Source organism: Hymenobacter chitinivorans DSM 11115, from assembly GCF_002797555.1.
Taxonomy (GTDB): Bacteria; Bacteroidota; Bacteroidia; order Cytophagales; family Hymenobacteraceae; genus Hymenobacter; species Hymenobacter chitinivorans.
Genome location: NZ_PGFA01000001.1, coordinates 1,792,451 through 1,816,851 on the forward strand (window position 1 = coordinate 1,792,451; position 24,401 = coordinate 1,816,851).

At 65.1% G+C, this 24,401-nt stretch carries 20 protein-coding genes; 9 read left to right on the forward strand and 11 right to left on the reverse strand.

Features of this window, described 5'->3' with window-relative positions:
- Positions 1-7: 7 nt before the first annotated feature.
- The 4 genes from CLV45_RS07460 to CLV45_RS07475 all read right to left on the reverse strand — a co-directional run bounded on the left by CLV45_RS07460 (position 8) and on the right by CLV45_RS07475 (position 4,401).
- A complete protein-coding gene (locus tag CLV45_RS07460; RefSeq protein WP_100335732.1) occupies positions 8-1,213 on the reverse strand; it encodes a formylglycine-generating enzyme family protein in 1,206 nt (401 codons plus the stop codon).
- A gap of 10 nt (positions 1,214-1,223) precedes the next feature.
- Positions 1,224-2,609, reverse strand: a complete 1,386-nt coding sequence (locus CLV45_RS07465; RefSeq protein WP_100335733.1) for a 4Fe-4S dicluster domain-containing protein — start codon at positions 2,607-2,609, stop codon at positions 1,224-1,226.
- A gap of 98 nt (positions 2,610-2,707) precedes the next feature.
- Complete coding sequence (locus tag CLV45_RS07470; RefSeq protein WP_100335734.1) at positions 2,708-2,935, reverse strand: hypothetical protein; 228 nt, start codon at positions 2,933-2,935, stop codon at positions 2,708-2,710.
- Positions 2,936-3,069: 134 nt separating this feature from the next.
- On the reverse strand, positions 3,070-4,401 hold the full coding sequence (locus CLV45_RS07475; RefSeq protein ID WP_100335735.1) for an NAD(P)/FAD-dependent oxidoreductase: 1,332 nt from the start codon (positions 4,399-4,401) through the stop codon (positions 3,070-3,072).
- A 242-nt stretch (positions 4,402-4,643) separates the two neighbouring features.
- Between CLV45_RS07475 and CLV45_RS07480 the strand changes: the two genes are divergently transcribed.
- Entirely contained in the window at positions 4,644-5,021 is a 378-nt protein-coding gene (locus CLV45_RS07480) for a hypothetical protein (RefSeq protein WP_170061827.1), read from the forward strand.
- Between the two features lie 276 nt (positions 5,022-5,297).
- Positions 5,298-6,002 (forward strand): carboxypeptidase-like regulatory domain-containing protein, encoded by a 705-nt coding sequence (locus tag CLV45_RS07485; protein WP_100335736.1) that lies wholly within the window; start codon positions 5,298-5,300, stop codon positions 6,000-6,002.
- Between the two features lie 81 nt (positions 6,003-6,083).
- Here CLV45_RS07485 and CLV45_RS07490 read toward each other — a convergent pair whose 3' ends face one another.
- The 3 genes from CLV45_RS07490 to CLV45_RS07500 all read right to left on the reverse strand — a co-directional run bounded on the left by CLV45_RS07490 (position 6,084) and on the right by CLV45_RS07500 (position 8,888).
- Positions 6,084-7,574, reverse strand: coding sequence for an APC family permease (locus tag CLV45_RS07490; RefSeq protein ID WP_100335737.1), 1,491 nt, complete (start codon positions 7,572-7,574; stop codon positions 6,084-6,086).
- Positions 7,575-7,685: 111 nt separating this feature from the next.
- Complete coding sequence (locus tag CLV45_RS07495) at positions 7,686-8,228, reverse strand: hypothetical protein (protein ID WP_157807351.1); 543 nt, start codon at positions 8,226-8,228, stop codon at positions 7,686-7,688.
- Between the two features lie 93 nt (positions 8,229-8,321).
- Complete coding sequence (locus CLV45_RS07500) at positions 8,322-8,888, reverse strand: hypothetical protein (RefSeq protein WP_157807352.1); 567 nt, start codon at positions 8,886-8,888, stop codon at positions 8,322-8,324.
- A gap of 83 nt (positions 8,889-8,971) precedes the next feature.
- On the opposite strand from CLV45_RS07500, the gene CLV45_RS07505 reads away from it, so the two are divergent.
- Both CLV45_RS07505 and CLV45_RS07510 read left to right on the forward strand, forming a co-directional pair.
- Positions 8,972-9,643: a hypothetical protein gene (locus tag CLV45_RS07505; RefSeq protein ID WP_157807353.1), complete on the forward strand. Its 672-nt coding sequence runs from the start codon at positions 8,972-8,974 to the stop codon at positions 9,641-9,643.
- A gap of 38 nt (positions 9,644-9,681) precedes the next feature.
- On the forward strand, positions 9,682-12,417 hold the full coding sequence (locus CLV45_RS07510) for a hypothetical protein (RefSeq protein WP_100335741.1): 2,736 nt from the start codon (positions 9,682-9,684) through the stop codon (positions 12,415-12,417).
- Positions 12,418-12,688: 271 nt separating this feature from the next.
- On the opposite strand, the gene corA is transcribed toward CLV45_RS07510, so the two are convergent.
- Together corA and CLV45_RS07520 are read right to left on the reverse strand one after the other, a co-directional pair.
- On the reverse strand, positions 12,689-13,888 hold the full coding sequence (gene corA, locus CLV45_RS07515; RefSeq protein WP_100335742.1) for a magnesium/cobalt transporter CorA: 1,200 nt from the start codon (positions 13,886-13,888) through the stop codon (positions 12,689-12,691).
- A gap of 222 nt (positions 13,889-14,110) precedes the next feature.
- Entirely contained in the window at positions 14,111-15,028 is a 918-nt protein-coding gene (locus CLV45_RS07520) for a hypothetical protein (protein WP_157807354.1), read from the reverse strand.
- 143 nt (positions 15,029-15,171) lie between these two features.
- Here CLV45_RS07520 and CLV45_RS07530 point away from each other — a divergent pair, with 143 nt between their 5' ends.
- The 3 genes from CLV45_RS07530 (at position 15,172) to CLV45_RS07540 (ending at position 18,817) form a co-directional block, all read left to right on the forward strand.
- A complete protein-coding gene (locus tag CLV45_RS07530; protein WP_100335745.1) occupies positions 15,172-16,173 on the forward strand; it encodes a GNAT family N-acetyltransferase in 1,002 nt (333 codons plus the stop codon).
- A gap of 376 nt (positions 16,174-16,549) precedes the next feature.
- Complete coding sequence (locus CLV45_RS07535; protein WP_100335746.1) at positions 16,550-17,845, forward strand: MATE family efflux transporter; 1,296 nt, start codon at positions 16,550-16,552, stop codon at positions 17,843-17,845.
- Positions 17,846-17,866: 21 nt separating this feature from the next.
- Positions 17,867-18,817: a glycosyltransferase family 2 protein gene (locus CLV45_RS07540; RefSeq protein ID WP_157807355.1), complete on the forward strand. Its 951-nt coding sequence runs from the start codon at positions 17,867-17,869 to the stop codon at positions 18,815-18,817.
- Between the two features lie 11 nt (positions 18,818-18,828).
- Here the strand turns inward: CLV45_RS07540 and CLV45_RS07545 are convergent, their stop codons facing one another.
- Entirely contained in the window at positions 18,829-20,472 is a 1,644-nt protein-coding gene (locus tag CLV45_RS07545; RefSeq protein WP_100335748.1) for an ArnT family glycosyltransferase, read from the reverse strand.
- 152 nt (positions 20,473-20,624) lie between these two features.
- Between CLV45_RS07545 and CLV45_RS07550 the strand changes: the two genes are divergently transcribed.
- Both CLV45_RS07550 and CLV45_RS07555 read left to right on the forward strand, forming a co-directional pair.
- A complete protein-coding gene (locus CLV45_RS07550) occupies positions 20,625-22,247 on the forward strand; it encodes a hypothetical protein (protein ID WP_157807356.1) in 1,623 nt (540 codons plus the stop codon).
- A 106-nt stretch (positions 22,248-22,353) separates the two neighbouring features.
- Entirely contained in the window at positions 22,354-23,331 is a 978-nt protein-coding gene (locus CLV45_RS07555; RefSeq protein ID WP_100335750.1) for an acyl-ACP desaturase, read from the forward strand.
- 138 nt (positions 23,332-23,469) lie between these two features.
- Here CLV45_RS07555 and CLV45_RS07560 read toward each other — a convergent pair whose 3' ends face one another.
- Complete coding sequence (locus CLV45_RS07560) at positions 23,470-24,309, reverse strand: bifunctional transcriptional activator/DNA repair enzyme AdaA (RefSeq protein ID WP_100335751.1); 840 nt, start codon at positions 24,307-24,309, stop codon at positions 23,470-23,472.
- Between the last annotated feature and the right edge of the window lie 92 nt (positions 24,310-24,401).

The following is a 24,401-nucleotide window of genomic DNA, read 5'->3' on the forward strand; positions in this document are numbered from 1 at the left end:
GGCCGGGTTAGTGCTTCTGCGAAGTAGCCAGCGGGGCCTGGTTGGGAAACTCAACGTCGCACACGGCCCGGAAGCCAATGTGGGCCGCTGGGCCCTGGTAGCTGCCGCACTCCTTGATGGCGCACTCCACGAGCCGGTCCTGGTAGCTACCGCCTTTAGTCACGCCCTGTTCCTGCACCAGTTCGGCCACGTTGCCGGTCATGTGGTAGAGCCCCAGGCCATTGACGGGCAGGTCGTAGACGTAGCTGGGCGTGGAAGCGGCCAGAAAGTAAGGTGCTTCCCGGCGGCAGTTGAACATCACGATTTCGGAGCGTTGGCGGTTGAAGGCCAGAATATCCTTGCGAATCTGGGCCGCCGAGTTGGTCGTGCCCGAGCGAAGGCGCAGGTACTCGGCCGCCTGCGGATTCACCGTTACTTCCGCCGTCGACACCTCGTAGCCGTAGGGCAGCTTGGTGCCGTAGTGGGCCGCAAATTCCCATTCGGCCTCGGTGGGCAGCCGGTAGGTGATGCGCACGTATTTCGGGTCGCGGGAGCTGCGGATGCCGCGGTCCTCGTTGAGCAGGCGGGTTACGGTGCGGCTACGCCAGCGGCAGTATTCGAGTACCTGCTCGTAGCTGATGCCCACCACCGGGTAGAGGCGGTAAAAGGGATTGGTAAAATAGCCCCGCACGGGCTGCACCGTCGAGTCGGGCAGATACAGGCGGACTTCGGCGGCCGACTTGGTTTTGGCCAGGCTGTGCAAAAATGTTTGCCATTCCACGTTGGGCACTTCCACCTCGTCCATCTGAAACTGGTCCCCAATCCAGACCACACCGGGCGGAATCACGCCTTCGTCCTCGGCCTTCTGAATCTTAAGGCTGGGCGGGGGCAGGGCCCGCAGCCGGGCCAGAGCCACGGTGGCCGTGTCGGCGGCAAAGCGCAGGCCTACGACCCGGGCATCGGAAAAGCCCTGGTAGGGCTGCAGGGGCTGGGCGACCCCGAGGGGGGCGTCTTCATCCTCGGCCTCGGCGCGTACGATGCGCTGCACCTGCTGCTCATCCCAGACCTGCAGCGGCACGCCGGTTTGGGCGCTGACAGTGCCGGGCCGGGTGCTGGTGGGGGCCGCCCCGCGCAGGGCCGTCGGAAACTGGTACCGAATCAGGGCCGTTTGGCAGGCGCCAAGCCCGCCGAGTATAGCTAGCAGAAGAAACCGACCGTACGCGGAGCTTCGCATAGAACAAGGATTAGGAAAGGAGCCGCAAACTATCGGCGTGAATAAACGAGGAACCCTGGTAGCGGCCCTCGCGCGGTCCGTTTTCCAGGTTGAGCACGCCCCGGGGGCAGGCCGTGCTGCACATACCGCAGCCCACGCACGAGGCCCGGATGATGGGCTCCCCGCGCTGGGCGTACTGCTTGACATCAATGCCCATCTCGCACACGTTGGAGCAGTTGCCGCAGCTGATGCACTGCCCGCCGTTGGTGGTAATGCGGAACCGGGAAAAATGCTTTTGCAGCAAGCCCAGGTAGGCGGCCATGGGGCAGCCAAAGCGGCACCACACCCGGTTGCCCAGAATAGGGTAGAAGCCCACGCCTACCACGCCCGAAAACACGGCCCCAATCACGAAGCCGTAAAAGCGGTACAGCCCGTCGGCCAGGGAGCCCAGCAGGGCGCCGTGCAGCCAATAGTTGAGCCACACGATAATCGTTACCAGAATAATCAGGGCCAGAATCGGGTAAATCAGCCGCACTTCCCAGCGCCAAGCGGCCCGGCTCTTGTCGGACAGCTGACGGTAGGGGTCCCCGGCGGTTTCGGCCAGGCCCCCGCAGCCGCACACCCAGGAGCAGTACCAGCGCTTGCCGTAGAAATAGGTGAGAATGGGCGTGGCTACGAACGACATCACGGCGCCCCATACCACCATGAAAACGCCCAGGGCCTGCCCGTCCCGAATCAAATACTCAAACGAGCTGGGAAACAGGTAGTCGTACTTCAGGGGCCAGAAGTAGGTGAAGTAGAACTCGGGCTGCTGGAAAAACTGCAGCACGCCGGGCAGCAGAAACGCAAAGGCCAGCTGGAAAAACATGACTGACCCGGTGCGCAGGCGCTGGTAGCGGGAGTGCCGGTACTTCCACAAAGCCCGGCCGCCCATGAGCAGAATGGCCAGGGTGTAGAATGTGCCGTAAAGAAACCACTGGTCGGCCGGCCGCTGGCGCAGCAGCTGGCTGAATGGGTCGAGCGTGTGTACCAGGCCGTTGAGCAGGCCGAAGTTGCCTTTGTCGTCGGGGGTGCTGTACCAGTAGAGCAGCACGTAGAAACCGGTCAGGACTACGGCCGTGACCCAGGCCACGGCCCCTCGGCTGGTGCTGCCGCGCAGCCAGAGGTTGTCGTGCTGCAGGCCGGCGGGCTGGCGGCCGTACTTAAGCCAGGCCCAGGCCAGCGTGCCGCCGCTCACCAGGCTCAGGGCCGCGTACAGGCTGAGCCGGGCCCGGTCGGCATCGGCGTCGGCGGCGGCCACGAGCAACGCCAGAAAGCCCAGCCCAATGATGGTAAGCGTGGTTTTTTCGGGCGTGGAAACCGTAGGTAAAGGCGGCTGGGCCAGCGCCAGGCTAGCTGCCGCAGGGGAAGCGGGCATCGGAGAGAAGCGGTGAATGGGGCAGCGGAGAGAGGTAGTTCGGCAAGCCGAGCAGTAAGATAAGCTTTTGGCCGCAACCAAACATACCGCCCGGCTAATTAATGATGGTGGTGATGTCCTTCACTGGGCTTGCCAAACAGGTTGAGCAGGGTGCCCACCACGTACAGCGCCGCCCAGCAGGCGTAGAGCCAGGTAAAACCCTCGGGGAGGCGGTGCACGAAATAGTGCAGAATCAGGTGGGCGGCCCCGCTCATAAGCAGGCCCGTAACGGCAATAAACTGGAAGCTGTTCAGGGCGCTGGGCCGGTAAAGCTTGGTGAAATCCATAGAAGGCGGAAAATAGGAGTGAAGTAGCTACAAGCCGGTTCCGGCCGGAATGATTCGGGGCTGGCCGCAGAAAAGTAGCCGGCTACGGGTGGGCAAAGTTTAGGCGGCCGTTGCAGTTGAATTTCTGCAGCAGTCTAGAAGCGGGCAAATAATCCTTTGCGGCGCTGCAAGACCGTGGCGTGCTGGGGAAACTGCTGGTTGAACTGCCGGACCATGTCGGGCTCGTGCTGGCGGTAAAACTCGGGGTCGAAGTTGGCCGCGCCCAGCTGGGCCATGACCTCCCGGATGGGCGTCTGGGCGCTGATCCACCGGGCGCACACCTCGTGGCGCAGGCGCAGCCCCAGGGCGTTGAAGCCCGTTACGGCAAAGCCCGGGGTGCTGCTGAAGTTGATGCGCAACGCCTGCCGGCCGCTGGGGTGCTCCCAGTAAAAGGAGTCGGTGCCGGCTTCGGCCTGGGCCGGCACGCGGCCGTAGGTCTGGTATTCCAGGGCAAAAAACTTGGCCGAGTTAAACCACACCCCGCGCTGGTAGGCCGTGGGTTGCCCGCAGATGGTATGGGCCACGGTTTCGCCCTGCATGCGGCCGGTGTACCACAGCTGCTCGACGGGCACCTCAGCAGGGCCCGGCTGCCGGTGCTGGGCACAGTCGCCGGCGGCGTACACGTTCGGCACGCTGGTTTGCAGCTGCGCATCCACCAAGATGCCCCGGTCGGTTTCCACGGCCGTGTCCTGTACCAGGCTTAGGTTGGGCGTGACGCCCGTGGCCAGGCCCAGCCACTGGCAGGGCAGTTCCTCGCCGGCGGTGGTGCGCACGGCCCGCACCCGGCCCTGCGCGTCGGCCAGGATTTCGGCCAGCTCGGTCTGGTAGCACACCGTCACGCCGTGCTCGGCAAACTGCTGATCCACGAGCCGGGCCTCCGGGGCGGGCAGCACCGAGCCCCAGTAGTGGGCGTCGCGCACGAGCACCGTGGTGCTGATGCCGCGCGAGTGCAGCATTTCGGCCAGTTCCACCCCAATCAAGCCCCCACCTACCACCACGGCCTGCCCGATGCCGTGGGTGTCGCGCTCCATGCGGGCCAGGTCGGGCAGGCCGTAGAGGCCCTGCACGCCCAGCAGATCTTGCCCCGGCCAATCGGCCCGGCGGCTCACCGAGCCCGTGGCCAGCAGCAGCTTGTCGTAGCCCAGCTGCCGGCCGTCGTGCAGGGTTACGGTCTGGCGTTGCGTATCCAGACTGGCGGCCGTGGCCTCAACCAGTTCCAGGCGGTTTTCTGCCCAGAACCAGTCCTCGTAGGGCTTGATATCGGCGTAGCGCATATGGCCCAGATACACGTACATCAGGGCCGTGCGGGAGTAATGGTGGGTGCTTTCCCCCGACACCAGGGTAATCCGGGCCGCGGGCTGCAGGCGGCGTACCGTCAGGGCCGCCGTTACGCCCGTTATACCATTGCCAATAATGAGAAGGCGCATACAAGAAGGAAGAAGTCGGCCGGGAGGGCCCGGCAATCAAATGTAGGCGGCCCGCTGCCCAATGCCGCTACCGGCGGTGTGGGGTGGCCCGTCAGGACGTTATCAACCGCACTTTGCGGGTCGGGGTTTGAGGATACGCGTTGGGTTGGGCACTAAACTCCTGCGGCCGCGCGCCCAACCTCCCCGGCCCCGGTGCGTAAGCTACTAACAAATTCCCCCGTCAACCCAAAGCACCTCTCCAGATGGCTACCGATAACGAAAACGAAGAAATCACCAAAACGCCCGGCACTACTAAGAACGAGGGCCTGGAAAAAGAGCGTGAGTACAAGGAAGGCGAAAGTAACGGCAAAGCCTCCGATGACCCCTCGGCCCACCGCAACATGGGCGCCAACGGCTATACCCAGCGCAGCGACCAGAAAGATCAGCTCGAAAACCTGCACATCGGCGGCGACGATCTGACCCCCTACGGGGCCAACAACCACGCCACGCCAGGGGAGCAGGCTCAGGGCCCGGGCTTCGAGGCGGAAGGCAGCTACGAAAAGGATATGGACATCCGCACCCGGGAGCAGCAGTTTGGCGAAAAAGCGCCCAGCGGCCCCCCCCGAACTCCCCGCGACTAAATGCCGTCAGCAGCAGTTGCTACGAAAAGCCCCGGCACGGTCCGGGGCTTTTTTTATGGGTTTGCGGCAGTTGTGACCCTGGCGGATAGGAGGAATTGGCCGCTGGGTACGGAAGCGGCCGGCGCAGGGTTACGAAAATGTTAGGACAGTGTATGACTATTTATATATCTTTAGAAACCCGAAATAAAGCTACAACAAAACGCGGCCCAACTGCGCCCGTTCGAAGGCTTTAGGCGGTACCCTGATCATTTTCTAACACCCACAATTCACGCATCTATGAGCACTTCTACCCCTTCAAATGAACCAGAAATCGACGAGGCTGAGCTGCTAGCCACTGAGGAAGAAGAGGATTTTTCCTCCGGCAACGGGCGGCTGGCCATCATCGTGGGCGCTATTGTATTATTTGCCGGCCTGGGGTACGCCTTTGTGCCCGTTAAAACGGCAAAGTCGGCTATTTCCAACGTCATGCCCTCCTTCGTGCTGGGCGATGCTACCGTAACGGGCAGCCGGCCGGCGGAAGAGCAGCCCGCCGATGCCGCCACCGCTACCGTAGCCCCCGAAGCGGCTACGGCGCCCGTAGCCACGGCCGCTAAACCCGTGGCCCGCCCGGCCGCCGCGGCCGCCGTAGCGGCCCAGCCCGTGCGCCCGACCGAAATGGCTCCGGCCGAAGTAGCACCGCTGCCCGAAGCCGAAGCACCCGTTGCCGCCGCACCCGCCGAGCCCGTCAACGTAACGCTCTCGGGCCGGATTCTGGACGAGAATGGCCGCCCGCTGGCCGGCGCTACCGTACTGGTAAAAGGCTCGCGCAAGGGCACCGGCACCGATGCCAACGGCAACTATACCCTGGAAGTACCCGCCGGCGACAACACGCTGGTATACGGCTACGGCGGCTACCAGGACCAGGAGCTGCGGGCCCGCGGCGGACAGCCCGTCAACGTGACGCTGACCCCGGCGGAAGGGGGCAAGCGCCGCCGCCGGTAAACTGCGGTCGTAAGCACCACAAAAAAAGGCCACCCAGTACTGGGTGGCCTTTTTTTGTGGTGCTTACGGGTTCGGTGGCCATTACTGCTGGGCGGGGGTGTTGGCGAAGCGCTTGCCGAAGAGGAAGAATACCGGCACGCCCAGGGCTACCAGCATCAGGCCGCGGCGCGAGAACAGGGCCGTATCTTCGGCCACGAGTAGGATAACGCAGAAAACCGAGGCCAGCACCACGTAGATAATGGGCAGCACGGGGTAGCCCCAGGCCCGGTAGGGCCGGGGAGCGTCGGGGCGGGTGCGGCGCAGCACGAAAATGCCGATGATGGTGATGACGTAAAACAGAATTACCGAGAACATCACGTAGTTGAGCAGCTGCCCGTAGGAACCGCTCAGGCAGAGCAGGCAGGCCCACAGGCACTGGGCCCACAGGGCGCGGGCCGGCACGCCGGCGGCGTTGAGGCGGGCCAGCCCGGGGAAAAACAGCCCGTCTTTAGCCATGGCGTAGTAGGCCCGGGCCCCGGAGAGGATGATGCCGTTGTTGGCGCCAAAGGTGCTGAGCATAATCAGCACGGCCATGACCACAGCGCCTACCGGACCCAGCACGTGCTCGGCTACGGCCGTTGCCACCCGGTCGTCGGTGGCGTACTGAATGCCGCGGCCGGCCAGGGTGGTGGCCTCCGGCGAGCCCACCAAAGGCAGGGCCAGCAGGTACACCACGTTGACCAGAATGTAGAGCGCCGTCACGATGGCCGTACCGATGGCCATGCTGCGCACCAGCGTCCGCTCGGGGTTCACGATTTCCTCGCCGGCAAAGCCGATGTTGTTCCAGGAGTCGGAGGAAAACAGGGAGCCGGTCATGGCCATGCCAATGGCGACAACCAAGCCGCTGAGGCTCAGCGGGAGCGGGGCCGCCGATACGCCGGGGGCAGGGTAGCGCACGGCCGTCCAGATATCGTGGAAGTTGGCCTGCACGGCTTCGGCGTTGAGGCCCAGCGTCAGGCCGCCGATAATGAGCAGGGCCAGGGCCACGAGCTTGGTACTGCTGAGCACGTTCTGGATCAGCTTGCCGGCCCGCACGCCCCGGGCGTTGATGGCGGTGATGCCCACAATGAGCAGAATGGCCAGCAGCTGCACGCTGCTGAACTCGAAGCTATAGTCGCCGACCAGGGGGCCGGTTTTGAACAGCACGTTTTTGACGCTGAACCAGGGAATGAGCACGCCGGTAAACTTGGCGAAGGCCACGCCCACGGCGGCAATAACGCCGGTTTGAATTACCAGGAACAGCGTCCAGCCGTAGAGAAAGGCTACCAGCTTGTTGTAGGCCTCGCGCAGGTACACGTACTGCCCGCCCACTTTGGGGAACATAGAGGCCAGCTCGCCGTAGCTCACGGCCCCGGCCAGGGTGATGACGCCCGTGAGCAGCCACACCACCAGTAGCCAGCCGCTGGAGCCCACCTGCCGGGAAATGTCGGCCGAGACGATAAAGATACCGGAGCCAATCATGCTGCCGGTCACAATCATGACGGCGTCGAAAAGAGTAATGGCGCGCTGAAAGTGGCCTTGTTGTTCGGGCATAGAGGAAGAATGAGGGAGTTTGGAAGCCGGAAGATAGAAAAGAAAAGCCCGCGGCAAGCAGCGGGCTTCTTCTTACACAGTGGCGCTTGGGCCGGCCGTCGGCCGTCGAAATCAGAATTCGCTCCGGTCGTACCAGCTGCGCATGCGCCAGGGGTCGTTGCGGTTTTTGCGCACCAGCACCAGGCGGGCGCTGCCGGCCCCGGCGAAGGTCTGGTTGTCGCGCTGCTCGATAGTCAGGCTGAAGGAGCGCTCCACGTAGGCCAGCGTATCGGAAAAGGCCGAGTCAGAGGTGGGCAGGTACTGGGTCCACTGCAGGTTGGCCGTGCGCGCGGCCTGAAACAGGCGGTAGGTCGTGTTTACTTCCACGTCGCGGTTCCAGGAGCGGTCCACGTTGTTGGCAAAGTCGCGGAAAGTGAACGTGAAGCGCCGGTCGAGCAGCTGCCCGTAGAGCGTGGAGTCGCGCAGCTGGTAGCTGGCCCGGAACCGCTCGAAAAAGCCCCGCACCGTGACCGGGTTGCCCAGCAGCTTGTTGGGGTCGGTGGGCACGTCGTCGAGGGCCGGGGCAAAGGGGTTACAGGCCGCCACCAGCATTCCTCCGACCGTAGCCACTGCCCCGCCCCACTTTGCCACCTGAAGACCTCGAAACCGCTGCATGGGGTGTTGATTGGTAGTTGCTGGTTGTTCGTTGTCAGTTGTTAGGGGGCAGCTGTCAGCACGAACTAACAACTGACAACCAACAACTAACAACTAATGCGTTATAAAATACTTCTTCACGTCGGTCCAGGTGCCGCGGGCGGAAGTGCGCTGGTCGCGCCAACCGGCAATTTTCCACTCGTTGTTGCGGCGCCGCACCAGTAGCCGGATGTTGCCTTCGACCAGGTTGGTGCGAAACGCGGTGTCCTGCTGGGTCAGGCGCAATTGGTACAAAGCCGATACCTCGGCCGAGTCGGCCGTGAAGAGCTGGTCGCGCCGGTCGGTGAGGGTCAGCTGGTTGGTAGCCCCGGCGGCCAGGCGGCGGCGCAGGCTGTTGAAATAGTCGCGCTCCTCGCTCACGCTCCAGTTGGCAAACAGGGCAGCGGCCGTGCCGGCCGCCGTGGGGTCGGGCACGAAGCGGTAGGCCGGGCCGCTAAAGCACCGCTCGTAGTTGGTCACGTTGGCCCGCTGCACGGCCGCCGTGAAGTTGGCGAGCAGAATATCAATCTGGGTGGGCGTAATCCAGTCACTGACGGCATCTGCGGGCTCGGGTTCCCGAATCTGGAAGCAGGCCGCGCATAGCAGGGCCGGAGCAAGCAGCAAAAGCCAACGACGAAGCATAGCGCGCGAAACGGTGTATCTTGTCCAAGATACGACTCGTCGCCGGACTAGCCGCGCGGCGGGGCCAGGTCTTCTGCTTTTCTATGCTACTTCATCGTTTGCTACTGTTGGGCGGCGGGCTACTGGCAGCCCTGGGCGGGGAGGCCCAGCGCCTCGAGCGGCCCCGGGTGCCGGCCCGGCAGCTGGCCTGCACCATCGAGCCCATTGCCCGGGAGCATTACCAGGGAGAGCCAATTATCTTCCGGGTGCGCATTCAGAACAAGGCCGACTCCGCCCTGACGCTGGTGTACGCCCTGGAAGGCTCCGACGCGCTTTTTCGCGCCCCGGCCGCGTATTTCGTGGCCCGGCAGCTGCGGCCGGCCCAGCTGCCCGCTGCTGGCATCCGGTGCGGCACGGTTGCCGGCCTCGACTCCACCGACTTTGTGACCCTGTCACCCCAGGCCAGTTTCAACCCCTTGCTCAAGGTGGCGCAGGTGAATTTTCTGATTCCCCAGATTTACCCCACGCTACCGGCCGGCGACTACGAAATCACCTTTCATTACGCCACCCTGGAGCCCGAGCAGGGGCCGTGGATGGGTAACGGCACCTACTGGCCCGAGCAGGGCGGGCAAAGCCCGGAAACGCTACGGGCCCGGCACTGGGCCGCCATGCGCCGGCAACTGCGCCGGGTGCCGCGCGTAAGCCTGCAGAGTAACCCCGTGCGGGTGCACGTGGAACCGGCCCGGCCCAGTGCCGCGCAGTTGGGCCACGAATAGCTACTTTTGCCGCCCGTTACTTCTCCCGCCACCGCGTAATGTCGCAAAAGCTTCTGGTGTTTCTGATAGGCTTGCTGCTGGTTTCGGCCCTTGGCTCCTACGTGTACTATCGCCGCGCCGTGGCTAGCGTGCCCGTCGACCCCTGGTCGCTGGTGCCCGACGATGCGGTGTTCGTGGTGGCCACCCGCGACCATGCCACCCTGGTGCGCCACCTGAAAGAAACCCAGCTCTGGGACAATCTGACGGCCGTGCGCTACTTCCAGCAGGTGGAGGAGCACGTGGGCCTGGTCGACAGCATCACGGGCACGCCCAACGTGGTGCTGCGGTTTTTGGGCACCAAAAAAGTGCTGACCTCGGTGCACGTCACTGGGGCGCGCACCTTCGACGTGCTCTTTCAGGTGCCCATCGGCAGCGTGCGTGAGTACCGGCAGGTGCGCACCCTGGTTGATGGCCTGACCCGCGACCCGCACTACCAGGTCGGCACCCGCGAGTATCTGGGCGAGCAGCTGACCGAGATTCGGGAGCGGGACACGGACGAGGGCATGACCTTCTTTAACTACCGCAACCACCTGGTGATGAGTGCCAGCCCGGCCTTGGTGGAGGGTGTGGTGCAACGCCTGCAACACCCGAATCTGCCCTCCGTTGCGGCCGACTTCCAGAGCACCGACTTCCTGCAGCTCAAGGACGTAGACGCCACGCTGCTGATTAATTACCGGCGGCTGCCGCGGTTTTTGAGCGTGTTTTTCCGGCCCGAGGCCGAGCCCGGCATCAGCACCGTGACCAGCCTGGCCCGTAACGGGCAGTTTGAAATGAAGCTGGCCGGCAACAAGGTGGTGTTCAACGGCTTTGCCAACCCCGAAACGGCCCGCGACGCGCTGCAGCAGCGCCTGCGCCTGCAGCCCACTCAGCGCCTGCGCATGGCCGAAGTATTGTCGTTGCGAACGGCCGTGCTGGTGCATTTGGGCCTGGGGCCGGTGCAGGTGCTGCGCCCGGCCCGCCCAGCCAATGTCGATTCGCTAAACCAGCAAAACCTCCCGCTGCTGGACAGCCTGGCCGCCGGCCTGCGGGAAGAAGCCGCCCTGTGCTACCTGGCCACGCCCTCGGCCCGAATCCGGCCGGCCAAGCTGGCCCTGGTATACTGTGCCAATCCGGCCAAGGCGGCTATTCTGCTGGGCCAATTGCGGCGGCAGAACGGGGCCAGCCCGGCCTTCGAGCGAGTGGGACCCTACCAGATTTATCAAACTGGCGTGCCCGAGCTGCCGGCCCAGCTGCTGGGGCCCCTGTTCCGGGGTTTCGCCCTGCCCGCCGTGGCCCAGGTCGGCAACTACCTGGCTTTCGGTGAGGAAGCGGCCGACCTGCGTCTGTGGCTCACCGACGTGGCGGCGGGTGAAGTCTGGAGCCGCTCGCCTACGCAGGTGGCTTTTTTGCAGGAACTCCAGCCCCAGGCTCGCCTGCGGGTCCTGATTGACACGCGTAACAGCTGGAACGTGCTGCTGCGCGGCTTGGTGGAGGAGCGCCGGGCCGGGCTGCTGCGCAACGAAACCCTGTTTCAGCGCTTTCCCCAGATTGCCCTGCAGTTTGTGCCGCCCGCCAACGAAGCCGAACCCGGCGCCCAGTATTTCACCCAGCTCGTGCTGCGGCATCCGGCCATCGGGCCGGCCGTGGCCAAGCCGCAGGCGGCCAACGGGACGGGTGGGGCCCTGGCCTTCAAAACGCCCTTGACCAGCGCCCCGGCCCTGGTGCCCGTGACCGGGGCCCGCGTACCCGGCGTGCTGGTGCAGGACAACCAGCACGTATTGCACTACGTGACGCCCGACAACGTGGTGGCCTGGTCCGATTCGCTGCTTGGGCCGCTGGTGGGCACCGTGCACCGGCTTACCACGGGCCCGGCTACGGGCTACCTTTTTGCCACCCCTAGCCGCCTGCACCTGCTCGACGAGAGCGGGCGGGAGCGACCCGACTTCCCCCTGAACCTGCCCGACAGCGTGCAGGCTTCGTCCCTGACTATTTCGCCGCCGATGGGGCGGCAGGCGCCACGGCTGCTGGTGGGCGGCGGGGGCGGCAATCTGTTCCTCTACGACACCAACGGCCGCGCTTACGCCGGCTGGCAGCCCAAGCGCATGGAGTTCGGGCTGGCCGCCCCGCCCCAGTACTTGGTGGTAGGAGGGCGCGACGTCATCGTGGTGCTGCTCGAAAACGGGTATATCTACGCCTACGACGAGCAGGGCAGCGTGTATCCGGGTTTCCCCATCAGCGTGGGGGCGCGGCTGCACTCGGGCGCCTTTGTGGAAAGCGGCCCCACCTTGCGCCGCACTCGTCTGACGGTGGTCAGCCAGCACGGGGAGCGGGTCAGCTTCACGCTGAGCGGCGAAATCGTGGGGCGCAGCCGGGTGGCTACCTGGAGCCGCAGCTCGGTGTTTGGGCTGGTGCCCGACCAGAATCAGCGCCGCTACGTGGTGGTGCGCCAGGATGGGGGCCGCCTGAACCTGTTTGAGCCCTCGGGCCGGCCGCTGCTCAGCCAGAGCTTCGTGACCTCGGGCCCCAAGCCGGTGCAGTTCCTGAGCTTCGGTACCGGCCGCGACGCCTACGTGCTGACCGAGCCCGGCCCGCACAAGGCCTACATCTACGACACCCAGGGCCGCCTCGTGGGCGGGCAGCCCTTCGACAGCAGCGCCCCCACCGTAGGCCTGGCCTTCGACGCGGGCACCAACACCTACCAGCTCTACCGCATCATTGGCAACGAGCTCCGCCGCACCGCGCTGAAGTTTAATTGATTGTTAATTGTTGTTAGTTGATTGTTGTTCGTTGTTAGGGCTGTCATCCTGAACGGCGCGAAGCAGAGTGAAGGACCTTCCTCACCTACCCCACTGAGGGTTGTACCAACGTACCAAAGCCCTTTTCCACGCAAGCAGAAAAGGGCTTTGGTACGTTGAATGATGCTTGTTACGAAGGCGAGGCAGGTCCTTCGGCTGCGCCTCAGGAGGACAGCCCTAACAACGAACAACAATCAACTAACAACAATTAACAACAGTCAACTAACAACAATCACCGATTCGTCAGCCAGCCTTTGCGGTAGAAGTAGATGAGCTGCCCGGCCACGATGACGGCCAGCAGGCCCAGTAGGGCGGGGTAGCCCCAGGGCTCGTAGAGCTCGGGCATGTTGAGGTGGTTGATGGTGCCGTTGGGGTTTTCGCGCTGGAAATTCATGCCGTAGAGGCCCACCACGAAGCTCAGGGGAATGAAAATGCTGCTGATGATGGTCAGCACTTTCATTACCTCGTTCATGCGGTTGCTTTGGTCGGAGAGGTACAAGTCCATCAGGCTGCTGATGGATTCGCGGTAGCTCTCGGCCAGGTCCATGGCCTGGATGGCGTGGTCATAGCAGTCTTTGAAGTAAACTTTGATTTCCTCGGGAATAACCTGGTCGGGCATGCGCAGGATTTCGGCAATCTTCTCGCGCTCGGGGTACACCAGGCGGCGGAAGCGCACGATGTCCTTCTTGATCTGCAGAATCCGGCTGAGCAGGCGGCGGTTGGGCCGGCCGTTAAAAATCCGGTCTTCCAGAATCTCGATATAGTCGCCGATGGCGGCCATGGTGGGGTAGTAGTGGTCGAGCACCACGTCGGTGAGGGCGTAGGCCAGGTACAGCGGCGGCTTGTGCCGGATCATGCTAAAGCCCGAGCGCAGGCGGTTGCGCACCGAGTCGAGGCAGTCGTCGTAGTCGTCCTGAAACGAAACCACGAAGTTGTCGCCCGTGACGAGGGAAAGCTGGTCGTCGTCGATTTCCAGGGACGAGGTGAAGTCCGTCATCCGGGACACCAGAAACAGGCGGTCCTCGTCAAAGACGTCCACTTTGGCCCGCTGGTAGTCGCCCAGCACGTCTTCCATGTGCAGGGCGTGAATCCCGAAATCCTGCATCAGCCGCTGAATCAGGCCCAGGTCGTTGTAGCCGCGCACGTCGAGCCAGTGCTTAAGCTGGGGGTTGGCCTGGAAGTAGTGCAGCAGCTCGTCGTAGCTGTCGTATTCCTGCTCGGTGAAAAACGAGCTGCTGTAGGAAATCAAAAACAGGCGGGGCCGTAGGGAGCCTTCCCGGATGGTGAGCGTGCCGGGGCGCTGGCCCACCTGCTGCTCCCGGGCCTGCTGGGTGGCGGCCCGGTCGGAAATGCCGGTGCGGGGCTCGGGTGCTTCGTAATCCGGGTCGAGGTCGGCGGCAGAGGAAAGCGGCAGGGAAGGGTCGGCAGTCATGAGCAGGAAGTAGGACGCGGCAAGGGCAGCAGCAGGGCGGGCCCGGTAAGAGCCCGCGCCGGATGCCAAAGTAGGGTTTTGAACGTGGCCTTTTGATGAAGCGGCCGTGAAGCAGGCGTTTTTCCCGGTTGCATACGGCAAAACAAGCCAGCAGATAAAGGCGCCGCCCACCGAAAACAGGCTTCGGTGGGCGACGGGGCATCGGGCGGCGAAAGAACCGGGTTAGAACACGGCCACAATTTCCTGGTAGGAAATCAGCATCAGGGCCACCACGGCCGTGGCTAGGCCCACCCGGCCCCGGGTGCCGAGCTGCTCCCGGAACAGGAAGCCCGCGCCCACGGCCCCCAGCAGAATCGTGGCCACGTTGGCCACGGGGTAGACGAAGGCGCCGTCGTTGCCGAAGTTGCCCAGGGCCAGAATCAGGAAGTAAATTGAGAAGTAGTTGGGAATGCCCAGCACAAAGCCCGCCACCAGGTTTTTGGGGGCAAACGACTGGCCGGCCTGCACTCCGCGGCTCAGCAGCAAGAGCAGGCCAATGATGCCGGCCGTGCCGAAGGTAACCAGCGGAAACAGCGTGCGGGTGGCCGCGTCGGGCAGCAGCGAGGAGCTGGCAAAGTTGAGCAGGGAGTCGCCGGCGCCGCTGGACACGAACAGCAGCACGGGCAGCCACCAGCCGGCCGCGGGCGTAGCCGGGGCGGCGGAGTCGGCGGCCGGGGCCGCGCGGCGGGGCAGGGCCGTGAGCAGGATGGCCAGCAGGGCCAGGGCCATGCCGGCGTAGTTAATAAAGGTGTAGGGCCGCTGGGAAAGGCGCAGCACCAGCAAATTCAGGAGTACGGGCAGAATCAGGGACATTTTATTGGCCACCGAGGCTGCACTCACGCCCACGCGCTGGGCCGTGAGGGCCACCAGGTAAAACGTGCCGATAAAGAGGCCCCCCAAAGCCACGGCCGCCGCCAGCCAGGGTCCGCCGGCCAGCACCGGGGCCAGGCTGGGCCGCCCCGAAGCCAGCCAGCCCACCACCACGCAGGTGCCGTAGTTGACAATCAGGGCCTGGAAGGTGTCGACGCCGAAGCGGGCAAAGTATTTGAAAATAAAGACGATACAAACCGAGCAAAAGACGGATAGGAAAAGGGCGAGCATGCGGGGAGGTAAGCAGTGAAGGGAGGGAAACGGCAAAAGGGCCGCAAAAATACGACACGGCGGCTGGCTTTGCAGCCGGCACCCCGATTTTACTTGTACTTTCGCCCATTCAGCCCCGTTAGTCGCCTTTTTCTTTTCCCCGCATGCCCCTTGCTTCTCCTCAGCTGCTGCCCCTGCCCCTGGAGGAAAGCCGGTACGTAGTGCGGTGGCAGGCCGGGCCCGGCCCGGAAGTGGCCCTGCCGGCGCTGCCCCTCGCGTTTGAGCCCTACCTGTATTTGCGGCCCGAGCACCAGGCCCTGCAGCGCTTCGCCGGGGAGCAGCTCTCGTTTTACCTCGAAGACCACGCCCGCCAGCGCACCGTGGCCCAATTGCACGTGGCCGCCGACGTGGCCCAGGGCTGGGGCTACAGCCCCTGGCAGGCTCCGTTTGGGGCCGTGCAGCTGGCCCCGGAGTTGCCCGCGGCCGTGCTGCGGGTGTTTCTGGAGCAGGTCCAGGCCCTGCTGGCAGCCCGGGGCCTGGCCCATATGCGGCTGCGCAGCCACCCCTTCGCCTACGACCCGGCCAGCAGCGCCCGGCTCACCCACGTCCTGCAGCAGCTGGGTTACTCGGTGGCGTTGGCCGAAATCAACCACCATTTGCCGCTCGACCAGGACTTCCAGGCCCGCCTGCATCCCTCCGAGCGGCGCCGCCTGCGCAAGTGCCGGCAGCAGGGCTTCGTCTTCGAGCAGGAAACCTCGCTCTACCTGCCGTTGGCCTACGAATTTCTGAGCCGCTGCCGCCAGGAGAAGGGCCAGACGCTGTCCTTGAGCCTGGAGCGGCTGCAGGAGCTGTTCCGGCAGTTTCCGCAGGACCACTTCCTGTTCTCGGTGCGCACCCCGGGCGGGGAGTGGGCCGCGCTGACTATTGCCATTCGGGTGAGCAGCCGGGTGCTGTACAATTTTTACCCCGCCAGCCCCTTGGCCTATAACACCTTTAGCCCCGTGGTGCTGCTCAACGAGGGCCTGCACGCCTTCGGGCGGGCCAACGGGCAGCAGCTCCTGGACCTTGGCACTTCCACGCTGCCCGAGGGCCTGAACAGCTCGTTGCTGCAATTCAAGCGCCACCTCGGCGGCGTACCCAGCCTCAAGCTCACCTTCGAGAAGTAGGGCCGGGGCCGGCAAGCTGGTGCGGCAAGTGCCCGAGCGGGTGGCCCGAACCCATTCACAGCGCTGAAGCGGGCCTCTTAAGCCCTTGGAAGGCCTCCTTCACCGCTGAAGAGGGCCTGTCAAGCACTTTGGAGGCCATCTTCAGCGCTGAAGGATGCCTCTTAGGCCCTTGAAAGGCACCTTGCACGCGTGCGGAATGGCTCCCAAGCCCTTGGAAAGCGTCCGGCACCGGTGCCCGGTGCCTTCGAAGCCCCTGGGAAGGGCTCTGCACGCGTGCGGAACGGTTGCCAGGCCCTTGACTGGCCTTCCGCACGCATGCCGGGCCACAACGTCCGGGTGCGGGCCCAAGTCCGAACATCCGCTACTTTTGCCGACCATGGAACCCGCCGACCTGCCCGATACGCCTGCCGTTGCCGCCCCCGCGGCCAGCGGGGCGGGGCGTTTTCTGCGCCACGTGCTGAGCTCGGGCGTGGCCGTGGGCGCGCGCACGGCCGGGGCGTTGCTGCTCAACAAGCTCCTGGCCGTGTACGGCGGGCCCGGCGGCCTCACGCTGCTGGCCCACTTTCAGAATCTGATGGCCCTGTTCACGACCCTGCCCAACGAGGGCACCCACGTGGGCATCGTCAAGTACCTGGCTCCGCTGCGGGCCGGCTCGGGGCGGTACCGGGCCTGGCTGGGCGCCGGGCTGCTGCTCAACGCCCTGGCCCTGGTGCTGGGTACCGTGGCCCTGGTGGTGGGCCGGCAGGCGCTGGTGGGCGTTTTTGCGCCTTCCGTGCCGTGGGTGGCGCTGTTTGCGGCGGGCATCGGGCTGCTCACGGCCAACACGTTCTGGGTGGCCGTGCTGCTGGCCGCCGGGCAGCTGCGGGCCTACGTCTGGCTCACGGTGGTGCTCAGCGGCCTGGGCGTGGCCGGGGTGGGGGCGGCCCTGGGGGCCGGGCTGCCGGTCGAGAACGTGCTGCTGGCCTACCTGCTGGCCCAGGGCCTGACGCTGCTGCCCACGCTCGGGCTCTGCGCCCGCCACGGCCTGCTACAGCCGCTGCGGGGCCGCCTCAGCCGCCGGGCCACGCGGGATTTGGGGCAGTTTCTGCTCATGGCCGTCAGCGTGCTGGTGTTCAGCAAAGCCGTGGACTTCGTGCTGCGCGACGTGCTGATTCGCTATTTTACCCTCGAGCAGACCGGCCTCTGGCAGGCCGTGGCCAAGCTGTCGGACAACTACACGATGGTGTTTTCGGCCGTGATGGGCAGCGTGTACTACCCCCGGCTCTCGGCCCTGATTGGGCAGCCCGGGCCCCTGCGCCACTACGTGCGCACGGTGCTGGCGGTGCTGGCGCCCGGGGCGGCCCTGGGGCTGGGCCTGCTCTACCTCGGGCGCGACTGGCTGCTGCCCCTGCTCTTCGACGCGCAGTTTGCCGCCGCCCGCGACCTGCTGGCCCCGCAGTTCATCGGCGACTGGGCCAAGTTCCTGACCTGGACGCTGCTGTTTTTGCTCATGGCCAAAGCCCACGTGGGGCGCTACGTGGCCGTGCAGGCCGGTTCGGCCCTGCTCTACGCCGGGCTGCTGGCCGTGCTGCTGCCCCGCTACGGCCTGCTGGGTGCGCCCCTGGCCCACGCCGCCCGGTTTGGTATCTTGCTGGTCGGCTGCCTGGTTTATTTTCGGCCGCACTGGCGCTGAGTGAGTATGCAAGCATCCGGGTTGGACACTTCCGCACATCAACACCCCCGGCCGGCGCCGGAAACGCTGCCGCTGGTTACCATCGTGGCCTTGTGCTACAACCACGCCCCGTTTCTGGCCGAGGCCCTCGATTCTATTCTGGCCCAGACCTACCCGAACCTGGAAGTGCTGCTCGTGGATGATGCCAGCACCGACGGCAGCGCCGACATTCTGCGGGAGTATGCCGCCCGCCACCCCGGCTGGCAGCTGCGGCTGCTGCCCGCCAACCAGGGCAACTGCCGGGCCTTCAACCAGGCCTTTCGGGAGTCGAGCGGGGAGTTCGTCCTCGACTTTGCCACCGACGACGTGCTGCTGCCCCAGCGCATAGCCGAGCAGGTGGCCTGTTTCCAGCGCCTGGAGCCCGATTACGGCGTAGTCTTTACCGATGCCGAGCTGATTGACGAAACCTCCCGCTTCGTGCGCCACCACTACCGGCGCGACGCGGCCGGCCTGCACCCGCGCCCGGCCACCGGCTGGGTGTTTGCCGACGTGCTGAGCCGCTACTTTATCAGCACGCCCACCATGCTCATGCGCCGGGCCACGCTGGCGCAGCTCGGCGGCTACGACGAAACCCTGGCCTACGAGGACTTCGACTTCTGGGTGCGGGCCGCCCGCCACTGGCGCTTCTACTTCCTCGACCAGGTCACGACCCGAAAGCGCCTGCACCCCAGCTCTATGTCGCGGCGCGGCTACCGGCCCCAGGACCCGTTTCTGGCCTCCACCATCCGGGTCTGCGAAAAGGCTCTGGCTTTGTGCCGCACGCCCCCGGAGCGGCAGGCCTTGGCCGTGCGCCTGCGCTGGGAGCTGCGCCAGGCCGTGCGCTGGGGCAATTTCACTGAAGCCCGGGCCCTCTACCAGCTGCTGCGCCACGCCCAGGCCGCCCGCCCCCTCGACTGGCTGCTGAACCACTACGCCCAGCTGCGCCAGGGCTAATGGCTTGCGTTTTACTGCACTTGATACAGGCGTACGGACTGGTCCTGGGCCAGCAGGCGGCGACGGGGGAAGCGGGCCAGCACCTCGGCCTCGGAGTAGCGAATCAGCTTGCGGGTCAGCTCGGGATTGGTTAGCGTGCGGCTATTAACCAACAGCCAGGCCCGTTCCCCGGGGCGTAGCTGCACCGAGTCGGCGGCGGTGTAGCGCCGGAACTGCAGCCCGGCCGGCACCCGGAAGCCGTAGTAGAAGTCGTAGTTGCCGACCAGGAAATCATCCACGAACACCACGCCCCGGGCCGGGGCTCCCAGCTGCCGCCCGATGATGCGCTGCTGGGCCGCGTAGCCCGACACGCCGGGCTTGCTCATAAAATAGACCGGCCTAATGCTCAGCGCCAGGGCTAATGCGCCCAGGGCCAGGGCGGCAAAGCGGCTGGTGCCGGGCCGCCAGCCGGAAGAAGCCGCGCCGGTGCTGGCCAGCCAGGTAGCCCCGGCAAAATATAGGGCTAGCAGGCCGTAAATCACCGAAACGCTGTTGTGCAGCCAGGCCGCGCAGCCCAGCAGGAGCAGGGCCAGCCAGTAGCCGCCCCGGCCTTTCTCCAGGAAAGCGCGCAGCCCAAAGCCGGCGGCCACACACAGGGGCGGTAGCAGGGGCGTGGTCATGCGGGGCAGTAGCGTAATGGGGTTGTACTGACTAAGGGAAGTGCTGCCCAGCCAGTAAAAGGCCAGGGTAGTGCCGGCCAGGCCCAGCCAGAACCGGGCCCCGGGCTGCTGCCACAGTCGGCGCTGCCCCGCCGCGTAGCCGGCCAGCCCCAGCGCCCCGCCCAGCCCGATGCCGACGAAAAAGGCCAGGGGCAGGTACGTGACGCGGGCCAGCAGGGCCCCCCGGTTACCGCCCAGGTAGCTGCCCTCCTTCAGGTAGTCATTGGTGTGCTCAATAAGATGAATTCGATAGAGCGCGTCGTGGGTATACACCTGGTAAAAGGCCAGGTAGGCGCCCAGCACCACCGTGCCCACACTTGCCGCACCCAGCCAGAACGGCAGGTTGCGTCGCCGGAAAACGTCGGCCGCCAGCAGCGCCAGGTAGAAAGGCAGGTAGTACACCACGGTTTCCTTGCTGAGCAGGGCCGCGAAGTTGAGCAGTGCAAACCCGCCCCCCCAGAGCAGCTGCCCCCGCGGGGCCTGCCGGCCCCGCAGCAAGGCCAAGGCGCAGCCCAGGCACCAGAACATCAGAATGTTGTCGGGGTAGAGGTAATTGGTCAGGTTGAGCGTGAAGTAGTGCAGGCCCAGCAGCAGCATAGCCCCGGAGGCCACCACCGGCTCCCGGCGGCGGTAGGTGGCCCAGATGAGCACCGAGCAGCCCAGCGTGGCCAGCAGGGGCCAGAGCGTGGTGGTGATGATGCCGATGCCGAAGAGCCGGTAAAGCACGGCCACCGGCCCAAAAATCAGCCACCGTTCCTTGAGCGGGTCGTGGAGCAGGCCCTGGGGGTCGGGCTCCACCCGCAGCGTGCCGCTGGCCAGCGCGTGGGCGTAGCGGGCGTAGAAATAGTCGTCCAGGTCGTAGAGCCCTTCGTGGGTCAGCAGAAAGTAGGCCACGGTCAGCAGCACCACGAAAACCAGCGTCAGGTCGGGCAGGCGGGAGGAGTACGGGGGCTTCACGGCTGCAAAGCAACCAATTTGGCGCCACTTGCCCGCCGCCGAACCGGCTGAGTGAAGTCTGCCGCCCCGGCCGGCGCTGGGAAACCCCGGCGGGTTTCCCATCTTTACCCCGGCGCGGCGGCTGTTGTGGCGGCGGCCGCCCGCTGGTTTTCATGCTGCACTCCCGATTTCTGCGCGTTGTTGTGCTGCCGGCCCTGCTCTTGCTGCTGGCCGGCCTGGGCCTGGGCTGCTACTACGAAACCAACGACGACGTGAGCATCACATTGCTGCTGCAGGGCAGCACGGCCGCCGCCCCCGTCACCGATTTGCACCTCTACTTTCACGGCCTAGCCCGGCTGCTGGCGGCTTTGTACCAGCACTGGCCCACGCTGCCCTGGTACGGCCTGCTGCTCTACGCGCTGCTCTACCTGGCCACCGTGCTCAGCTTTGCCGTGCTCGACAAGCTGCTGCGCGGCCGCCTGCCCGGGCCCCGGATTACGGTGGTGCTGGTGGTGTTTTTTGCGTTGGCCTGGCTCGAGCACGGCCTGTGGTTCAACTACGTGCGGGTGCCGGTGCTGCTGGCGGGCACGGCCCTGTTGCTGGCCGCCCAGCGGCCCACCCGCCGCCGGATTCTGGCCCTGGCCCTGCTAAGTCTGCTGCTGGCCTGGCTGATTCGGCCCAGCGCGGCCCTGCTGGGAGTGGCGGCGGCCGGGCCGGGCGCGCTGTGGTTGGCTGGCCGCCGCGGGGCTTCCCTGGTTGGCGGCGCCCTGGCCCTGCTCTTACTGGCCAATGGGGGCTTGCTGCTGCTCCGCACCCCGGCCGGGGCCACCTACCGCACCCTGGACGTGCTCAAGTCCAACCTCAACGACTACGAGCTTTACCGCCCCGTGCCCGCCACGCCCGCCGACTCACTGGGCCTGCAGGCCGTGGCGCACTGGGCCCTGGGCGACTCCACCCTGGTTAATGCCGGGCTGTTTCGGCGGGCTACCCGCCTGGAGGCAGGCTATTTTCTGACCCAAGTGGCGCCTCACAAAGCCCTGGCCGCGCTGAGCTTGCTGGGGCGGGACTATTTTGCCTTGCTGGTGCTGCTGACCGTCGGGGGGCTGCTGGTGGCCCGCAGCCGCCGCTACCCGCAGCGCCGCCGCTTCTGGCTGACCCAGCTGTTTTTCGGGGCGCTGCTGGCGGGCTTGGCGGTGGGGCTCAAGCTGCCACCCCGCCTGGGCATGCCCCTGTTCAGCCTCTGGACGATGACCACGCTGATTTACTTTCTGCGCGATACCCGCCGGCCCTTGCCCCGGCTGTCTCCGGTTTTTTTCGGTACGCTGGCCCTGCTGCTCATTGCCTATGCCTTCAAAACCGTGCACCGGCGCCAGGTGCTGGGCCGGGAGCAGGCCCGGGGCCTGGCCGTACTCGGGCCCGCCCAGGCAGCTACTCAGCGCGGCGCGGTGCTGGTAACGGCCGGCCTCGAAGCGGCTTTCAAATCCCAGTCGCCGTTTCAGGTGCTGCAGTTTGCGCCCCATTCCGTGCTGTGCCTCACCGGCTGGCCCACCCTCGACCCGTCGCAGCCTGCCCTGCGGGCCCGGCTTACCGGTACGCGGGCCCAGGCGCCGGCCCTGGCCCGCTTGGCCGGGCAGCCTACTACCCAGTGGTGGCTGGCGCCCGAGGCGGTGCCGTGGCTAACGGCCTACCTGGTGGGGGCCAGCTACCAAGTGCGCCTGCAGCCCCCAGCGGCTAGTTTGCCAACTGCTCCCGACTTGCCCCAACCGTTTGGCGTTGGTGTAGCCAGGATGAAATAAAGGTAAAATGCCAAAATTTTATAGGCGACGGAGGAGGTCGGTTTTACGTATCTGTGGGTGGTGAATGCCTACATTTGACCCCGAAAATACCTCTTTTCCTCTTCCTATGATTGCAACTGTGGCCTCCCGCGGGGAGGTGCTTCAGCATCTCGAATCCTTTTTAAAAGAAAATATTGACGGCTTTCTTAAAAAGGTCGAGGACAGCTGGCAACCCGCCGACTACCTTCCCGACTCCCGCTCGGAAACCTTCTTCGATGAAGTGCGTGAACTGCGCGAGCGGGCCAAAGGGCTGAGCTACGACCTCTTAGCGGTGCTGATCGGCGACACTATTACGGAAGAAGCGCTGCCCAACTACGAAGCCTGGTTTCACCAGCTCGACGACCTGAACCGGGACCCCAACAACGGCTGGGCCCAGTGGATTCGGGGCTGGACGGCCGAGGAAAACCGCCACGGCGACCTGCTCAACCGCTACCTGTATCTGTCTGGCCGCGTCAACATGCGCGAGTTCGAGCTCAGCACCCAGTACCTGATTGCCGACGGCTTCGATCTGGGCACGGCCCACGACCCGTACCGGGCCTTCATCTATACCAGCTACCAGGAAGCGGCCACCAACCTCTCGCACCGCCGCGTGGGTACCCTGGCCCGCAAGGCCGGCGACGCGCAGCTGTCCAAAATCTGCGGTATGATTGCCGGCGACGAAACCCGCCACGCCCGTGTGTACCAGACGTTTGTCGACAAGATTTTCGAGGTGGACCCCTCGGAAATGATGCTGGCCTTCGAGGACATGATGCGCAAGAAAATCGTGATGCCGGCCCACTACATGCGGGAAATGGGCGTGGAAATGGGCAAAACCTTCGGCCACTTCACCGACGCCGCCCAGCGCCTGGGCGTGTATACCAGCCAGGACTACACCGACATCCTGGAAGGCCTGATTACCACCTGGAAGCTGGAGCACATTACGGGCCTGAACGGAGCCGCCGAAAAAGCCCGCGACTATATCATGGCCCTGCCCGGCCGCCTGCGCCGCGTGGCCGACCGCATGCCGGTGCCCAAGCTCGAATACAAGTTCAAGTGGATTGAGTAGTTAGCTCACTGCCACCAAAAAAAAGCCCTTACTCAACCCGAGTAAGGGCTTTTTTTCTGGTGGTCGTCGTGCTTGGTGAGGGGCAAAACCAGCGTCAAATCAGATGCCTCGAGTCGCTGGATTCCGGAACGTTCTGACTTAAGCAGTTTCCGGCTCGGCGTTTAGCTGGGCGGCTTCCCAACCCACCAGCGCCGCCTTGCGCGAGGCTCCCCAGCGGTACTGGCCCAGCTCCCCGCCCTGCCGAATCACGCGGTGGCAGGGAATCAGGTAGCCCACCGGATTGGCCCCAATAGCCGTGCCCACGGCCCGCACGGCGGCTTCGTGCCCGGCGGCGGTAGCCAAGCCAGCGTAGGTCGTGAGGCGGCCCTCCGGAATCCGCAGCAAAGACTCCCACACTTTGAGCTGGAAATCAGTGCCTTTTAGGTGCAAGTGCAGCCGGTCGGCGGGGCCAAACTCGCGGGCGAAGAAGCGGGCTACCTGGGCGTGTTCCGGTGTTGCGTGTTCCAGCAGCGTGGCCTGAGGCCATTCCTGGCGCAGTTCGGCCAGGGCCAGTTCGGCATCATCGGCGAAGTGCAGGCGGCAGATACCTTTCGGGGTGGAGGCTACCAGGTACGAGCCAAACCGGCCTTCCCCGAAGCTGTAGCGGATGGTTAGGGCAGCGCCGCCCTGGCGGTACTCGCCGGGCGTCATAGCCTCCAGGGTCACGAATAGGTCGTGGAGGCGGCCCGAGCCCGACAGGCCAGTTTCGTACGAGGCCTCGGCTACCGACCGTTGTTGCTGGAGCAGGCTTTTGGCGTGCTCCACGCTGAGATACTGCAGAAACTTCTTCGGGCTCACGCCGGCCCACTGCTGAAACTTGCGCTGAAAGTGAAACGGACTCCAGTGGGCCTGCGCGGCAATTTGCTCCAGCGTGGGCTGGGCGCGGAAGTTAGCCCGGATGTAGTCGATGGCGGCGGCAATGCGTTGGTAGTCAGTCATGGCGAAAAGCAGAATACAGGCCAAAGCTACGGCCTAGGCCGCCCGGCCGAAACCCGATTCTTGCGCACTTGGCCCCACGTAAAAAGCAACAG

Coding starts and splice junctions, on each gene's coding strand:
- CLV45_RS07460 (WP_100335732.1), bottom strand. CDS start 1,213: ATGCGAAGCTCCGCGTACGGTCGGTTTCTTCTGCTAGCTATACTCGGC.
- CLV45_RS07465 (WP_100335733.1), bottom strand. CDS start 2,609: ATGCCCGCTTCCCCTGCGGCAGCTAGCCTGGCGCTGGCCCAGCCGCCT.
- CLV45_RS07470 (WP_100335734.1), bottom strand. CDS start 2,935: ATGGATTTCACCAAGCTTTACCGGCCCAGCGCCCTGAACAGCTTCCAG.
- CLV45_RS07475 (WP_100335735.1), bottom strand. CDS start 4,401: ATGCGCCTTCTCATTATTGGCAATGGTATAACGGGCGTAACGGCGGCC.
- CLV45_RS07480 (WP_170061827.1), top strand. CDS start 4,644: ATGGCTACCGATAACGAAAACGAAGAAATCACCAAAACGCCCGGCACT.
- CLV45_RS07485 (WP_100335736.1), top strand. CDS start 5,298: ATGAGCACTTCTACCCCTTCAAATGAACCAGAAATCGACGAGGCTGAG.
- CLV45_RS07490 (WP_100335737.1), bottom strand. CDS start 7,574: ATGCCCGAACAACAAGGCCACTTTCAGCGCGCCATTACTCTTTTCGAC.
- CLV45_RS07495 (WP_157807351.1), bottom strand. CDS start 8,228: ATGCAGCGGTTTCGAGGTCTTCAGGTGGCAAAGTGGGGCGGGGCAGTG.
- CLV45_RS07500 (WP_157807352.1), bottom strand. CDS start 8,888: ATGCTTCGTCGTTGGCTTTTGCTGCTTGCTCCGGCCCTGCTATGCGCG.
- CLV45_RS07505 (WP_157807353.1), top strand. CDS start 8,972: ATGCTACTTCATCGTTTGCTACTGTTGGGCGGCGGGCTACTGGCAGCC.
- CLV45_RS07510 (WP_100335741.1), top strand. CDS start 9,682: ATGTCGCAAAAGCTTCTGGTGTTTCTGATAGGCTTGCTGCTGGTTTCG.
- corA (WP_100335742.1), bottom strand. CDS start 13,888: ATGACTGCCGACCCTTCCCTGCCGCTTTCCTCTGCCGCCGACCTCGAC.
- CLV45_RS07520 (WP_157807354.1), bottom strand. CDS start 15,028: ATGCTCGCCCTTTTCCTATCCGTCTTTTGCTCGGTTTGTATCGTCTTT.
- CLV45_RS07530 (WP_100335745.1), top strand. CDS start 15,172: ATGCCCCTTGCTTCTCCTCAGCTGCTGCCCCTGCCCCTGGAGGAAAGC.
- CLV45_RS07535 (WP_100335746.1), top strand. CDS start 16,550: ATGGAACCCGCCGACCTGCCCGATACGCCTGCCGTTGCCGCCCCCGCG.
- CLV45_RS07550 (WP_157807356.1), top strand. CDS start 20,625: ATGCTGCACTCCCGATTTCTGCGCGTTGTTGTGCTGCCGGCCCTGCTC.
- CLV45_RS07555 (WP_100335750.1), top strand. CDS start 22,354: ATGATTGCAACTGTGGCCTCCCGCGGGGAGGTGCTTCAGCATCTCGAA.
- CLV45_RS07560 (WP_100335751.1), bottom strand. CDS start 24,309: ATGACTGACTACCAACGCATTGCCGCCGCCATCGACTACATCCGGGCT.